Source organism: Acidisoma sp. 7E03, assembly GCF_054665075.1.
In genome coordinates, this window is the sequence record NZ_BAAFHE010000039.1 from 1 (window position 1) to 4,552 (window position 4,552).

General features: G+C 58.1%; 5 protein-coding genes. 1 reads left to right on the forward strand and 4 read right to left on the reverse strand.

The window, feature by feature from the left end:
- A partial coding sequence (locus tag ACYQ6W_RS22460; protein WP_459678490.1) for a hypothetical protein occupies positions 1-246 on the forward strand: 246 nt, incomplete at its 5' end.
- Between the two features lie 368 nt (positions 247-614).
- On the opposite strand, the gene ACYQ6W_RS22465 is transcribed toward ACYQ6W_RS22460, so the two are convergent.
- The 4 genes from ACYQ6W_RS22465 to ACYQ6W_RS22480 form a co-directional block, all read right to left on the reverse strand.
- Positions 615-1,082, reverse strand: a complete 468-nt coding sequence (locus ACYQ6W_RS22465; protein ID WP_459678493.1) for an N-acetyltransferase family protein — start codon at positions 1,080-1,082, stop codon at positions 615-617.
- A gap of 347 nt (positions 1,083-1,429) precedes the next feature.
- Positions 1,430-2,197, reverse strand: coding sequence for an SDR family oxidoreductase (locus ACYQ6W_RS22470; RefSeq protein ID WP_459678494.1), 768 nt, complete (start codon positions 2,195-2,197; stop codon positions 1,430-1,432).
- Between the two features lie 142 nt (positions 2,198-2,339).
- Positions 2,340-3,539 carry a mandelate racemase/muconate lactonizing enzyme family protein gene (locus tag ACYQ6W_RS22475; protein ID WP_459678497.1) on the reverse strand — a complete coding sequence of 400 codons (1,200 nt, stop codon included), beginning with the start codon at positions 3,537-3,539 and terminating at the stop codon, positions 2,340-2,342.
- A 28-nt stretch (positions 3,540-3,567) separates the two neighbouring features.
- Positions 3,568-4,308 carry a FadR/GntR family transcriptional regulator gene (locus ACYQ6W_RS22480; RefSeq protein WP_459678500.1) on the reverse strand — a complete coding sequence of 247 codons (741 nt, stop codon included), beginning with the start codon at positions 4,306-4,308 and terminating at the stop codon, positions 3,568-3,570.
- Between the last annotated feature and the right edge of the window lie 244 nt (positions 4,309-4,552).

Here is a 4,552-nt window from a genome sequence, read left to right on the forward strand (position 1 = left end):
CTTCGAGATCCAAAAACAGTGCGAATCCCTATGCTGTGCCAAATTGAACAGCTCAGTACAACCTCTGCCTGCACGCTTTATGCGGAAGAACCCAAATCTCAGTGGAAAAATCCGGCCCGCCCGGGTCAGTTCTCAGCGGAAATCAACAGGGAGATCCTACCTGTGAAGGATGTGTCCGTCACGGAGGCTGATGATAGTGACGGACATGAAGGCCAGACACAGGCGTCCGTTCCCAGCGAGGAGTAAGAGACAGGGTGGCCATCGCCGATGGCCACCCTCGTCCGGGGCAATGGCGTGGACCTGGGCGTAGCTAATCAGAGAAGCCGAAAATGCCCCGCAGCTCCAGCGTCGTTACCCGCAAAATAGGCGTCATTCGTCCCAAGCAAAATCGGGCGGATCGCTGGCGCCACGGCTCGCATCCTTCACTTCCGTCGCGGCGCATACTGCACTTTGGCTTCCCCACAGACAGGGCGTTCCGAAGACACCTCGAATGTCAAGTCAATTATCAACCGAAGCAAGGTGGACCACTGAAGGCTCCGTAGTATAGCCTATATGGTGTTCGAGCCCGCAGCCCGGTTGGACGTATCGCTATGCTTGGCTGCCGGTGCCTCACTTCAGTGATTGTCGAGAGGCTTCACCATCTTCAGCATGTCTTCTTCGAAGCCGAAGCGCTGGTAGGCGGCACGAGCTCTCTCATTGGTCGCGAAGACATAGAGGAGCAGCCCTTTGGCGCCTCTCTCGCGGGCCCAGTCGCCGATGGCGGCAACGAGACAGCGAGCTACTCCCCTGCCCTCATGCGCCGCGTCAGTCGCAATGAAAAGAATGTGGCCCTGGGGTTCCTCCGTGAAAAAGTCCTTGTCCATCATGGCCTGCGCGAAGCCGATTGGACTATCTCCTTCGTCCACGCAGACCATCAGCACGTAGTCTCCCGATGGTGGATCGAAGAGTTTTGCCGCCTCCTTTTCAAGGCTACCTGCCAGTGGGGTCGGATCACGCCAAGACGGCAGGCGCTCATCCTCAAAGCGCTTCAACATGACACGCACCCGTGGTTCGTCGTCTGCGCGCGCAATGCGAACCCTCATGTTCTTCGCTCCTTTCTATAATGGCCGCCGCTGATAGTGAGGCCATCCAAGGCCGATGGACACCGATGAGCCTTTGTTCAGCGTCAACTGATTGAGCAGCGCGAAGGGAATCATTGATGAACGCGCAGACACGAACCTCCTGCTCACTCGATTGCTGACGTCGCGGTTGCTTGCCTGTTGGGAGATCCCCCTCTTACAGAAGTCATCGGCAAGCACGCGCGCAGTTTCCCGAACGGCCTGATGTCGATTTCCTTCACCCTTCTTTCTACCTGCAAGGCCTTTGAGCCTTCGGTGCAAACAGTCTTTCGTATGCCACCGGAACCTCGACAACAAGTTACTCAGCAAAGCTAGAGGACCGCCAGGACTCCCCCGTCGACATAGATGATTTGTCCATTCACATAATCGGAAGCGGTTGAAGCCAAAAACACCGCAGCCCCCACCAGCTCTTCCGCCTTACCCCAACGGCGCGCCGGCGTGCGGGCCTTCACCCATGAATCGAATGCTTCGTCGGCGAGTAGGGCGGCGTTCATGTCGGTCACCATGTAGCCAGGCCCGATCGCATTAGCCTGGATATTATAAGCAGCCCATTCGGCCGTCATGGCGCGCGTCAGCATTTTGATGCCCCCCTTCGCAACGGTGTAGGGAGCAACCGTCGCTCGCGCCGCATCACTAGTTAGAGAGCCAACGTTGATGATCTTGCCATGGCCGCGCGCAATCATCCGCTTCGCGGCTTCCCTGCCAACAACAAAAGCGCTCGTCAGATTGGTGTCGATGACTCGTTGCCAATCCTTGGTCGCCAGTTCGAGCATCGGTTTACGAAACTGGATTCCCGCGTTGTTGACGAGAATATCCACTTTGATCCCGCTCGCATCGAGATCTGCGAAAGCTTTGACGACGGCCATTTCGTCCGTTACGTCGAACGCAAGCTGGTGTATGTTGTATCCTGCGTTACGCAGCTCGCAGGCAGCTGCGGCCAGACGCTCCGGATCGGATCCATTCAGCACGATTGCCGATCCGGCCTCGGCAAGCCCCTGCGCCATCGCGCGGCCAAGCCCTCGAGAGGAGCCTGTAACTAATGCAGTGCGTCCGGAGAGATCGAAGAGTGAAGATACCATGCCGTGAACCTTTAACGCTTATCTGGAGCGAGCGCTGTGGATCGATGGGATCTGCAGCGTCGCTAGTCGATATTGCAGTTCGGACCTGCGCGGAGTCCCAGCTTCGCTTAAGATCCGGTAGGGCATTATCGTTTCTCACGTCCTAGGCCGCCGAACGACGAACGGTGAGATCGGACCGCTGAAACACCGAAGGCTGCAGCTCTGTTCCGAGACCTGCCCCTTCCATCGGGAAAACAAAGCCATCTCGGATAACGGGCATCTCAGTCACGAGTTCTCTGTACCAGCCGGTGTAGAACGCACGAACGCTCTCTTGGATCAGCGTGTTCGGCTGGCTAAAGGAAGCATGAATGCCTGCGATGAAGCCAACAGGCCCGACGCAGTCATGGGGAGCAAAAGGCCGATGATAGGTTTCGGCCAAAGCGGCAATCTTCCGTCCCTCGGTGAAGCCCCCCGTCCAGCAGAGGTCGGCCATCACGATGCCGATCGCATCCCGGTCCAGCATGTCCTTATAGGGAAAGCGACTCCCAAGCGTTTCGCTCGCGGTGATCGGTACGGTCGTGCTGCGGGCGAGTTCGGCCAGCGCCTGCGGCGAGTTCATCCGAATCGGATCCTCATACCAAGTCGGTGCGTAGTCTTCCAAGACTCTTGCGAGTTGCTTCGCCATCGGCAGATTCCAAAGAGAGTGGAACTCCACCATGATTTCCATCCGGTCACCCACGGCGCGGCGGATCTTCTCGAAGGGTTCGATGGCAGCTTTAAGCTCGTCCCGGGTAATGAAGAGCCCATCATGAGCGATTGCCGCAGGGTCGAACGGCCATATCTTCATCGCCGATATGCCCGAGGCGAGCAGACTTTCTGCGAGCCCATCGGCCTGCGTCATGAACCCTTTGAGATCCTCATAGGGGCCAGCCGATTCGTCGAAATTCCACGTTGAGACGGGTTTGATGCTGGTCGAGCGCACATAGCCATAGCCAGCGCAAGTATTATAGATTCGCTGTTTGTCCCGACAGAGGCCGCCCAGCATCTGATGGACTGGTCGGTCGCACGTCTTGCCGAAGAGATCCCAGAGGGCGATGTCGATCGCGGACGCGGCGCGATATTCTGCACCCGTGCTTGCTTGCGCTAGGGGCAAATTGAGCATGTCCCGATGAAGGGCTTCGATCCGCAGTGGATCGCGCCCGATCAGCCGGCCAGCGAGCGTGTCATGGATGTGCGCCTCAACCGCTCCTGCGCCGTAGAAGGTCTCACCGAGACCGGTCAGCCCTGCATCGGTATGCAAGTGAACCCAGAGGACATTCGCAAATTCGGCTAGCCGGAACGTTTCGATTCCCGTAATTCGCATTGCTTATCTAGCTTTCTGTTTCCCACCGTCAAACAACGCCCGCGTCAATGAGAGTCTTCACGGTAGAGTCGAAGTGATGCGTCATCGCCTGCGCCGCACCCTTTGCGTCGTGCTGACGAATGGCCACGGCTATTGAAACATGGCATGCAATGCTTTCTGCTCGGGTCGCAGTCTGCATGCGTGCCGTCCATCCGACTGGCCAGGTATTCCTTGTCACCATTTGAAACGAACGGACGAGCACCGTGAAGAGAGCGTTCTGTGACGCCCGCGCGATCGCTTCGTGGAAGGCGATGTCATGCTCCATCACCTTGGCTGGCACGTCGATATCGGCCTGCATCGCTCGCGCCCTGTCTTCGATTTCATCGGCTGCCGCAGGACTTCGCCGCAGAGCCGCCAGAACCGCTGTCCGTAGCTCAATTGTTCGGCGCACATCGAGGATCTGCTGGACCGACACCTGCCGGGTATTGATCGCGTGATCTAGCATGAGACTTAGTCCGCCCTCATCCGCAGCGGCAACCCGGGCACGGCGCCCATTGGCGACATCGATCAGCCCCAAGGCGGCAAGGCTGCGAAATCCTTCGCGCGCAACCGCACGGGAGACGCCGAGACGTGCCGCGAACTGGCCTTCGCTCGGCAAGGCTGCGCCGACCAGCAAGCCGTTTTCCCGGATGTGGCGGCTGACCTCGGCCGTCATTCTATCGACGAGGCTCGGTCCCGGGTTATCCGGCAGCGCCTCTTCTGGTGACCTTACGGTTGGAATATCTTCCACGAGCTAACCTATATGATAGGTTGAAGTATAGCCTCCCGGGAGAGCGACGCAACCTATCATCTCGTGGTGCCTGGCGGTTCGATAGCGCTGCACCTGGTCTTCCAGAGCAAGCGGTGCCGCTCCTACTCGTACGCCAATGTCCACCGTCTGTTAGGGCCGGGACCCATAAAAAGGATTCACAGAGCCGAGCTGGCGTGATTCAAGGTTTCCGGAAGGAGACCTCATTTGGACGACGGATATTTTT